At 49.8% G+C, this 295-nt stretch carries 1 protein-coding gene; it reads right to left on the bottom strand.

What is annotated here, in order from left to right; all coding sequences use genetic code 11:
- A partial coding sequence (locus LI126_RS14660) for an HAD-IC family P-type ATPase (protein ID WP_227165666.1) occupies window positions 1-295 on the bottom strand: 295 nt, incomplete at both ends.

The following is a 295-nucleotide window of genomic DNA, read 5'->3' as shown; positions in this document are numbered from 1 at the left end:
ATTGCCTTGGTCAATGGTGAGTCGGCATCAATCTTAAAATCAGGTGCAGCTGTAACTTGACCATTCAGCATCAGCTGTTCGATCGTCATCTGATTTTTAGTTAGCGTTCCCGTTATATCAGACGCAATGATTTCGGTGGCTCCCAGCGTTTCAACAGCCTGCAGCTTACGAATCAGCGCGTGCCGTTTAGCCATGGCTTGGGTTCCTAAGGCCAGCGTAATCGTAACAATTGCTGGCAGCCCTTCCGGAATTGCGGCAACCGCCAGTGAAATGGCAGTAAGCAGCATATCCAGTG

Source organism: Mediterraneibacter sp. 210702-DFI.5.30 (genome assembly GCF_020560115.1).
Classification (GTDB): domain Bacteria; phylum Bacillota; class Clostridia; order Lachnospirales; family Lachnospiraceae; genus Mediterraneibacter; species Mediterraneibacter faecis.
Note: the sequence above shows the minus strand (reverse complement) of the source record. Positions and strands in the feature narration are given on the sequence as shown.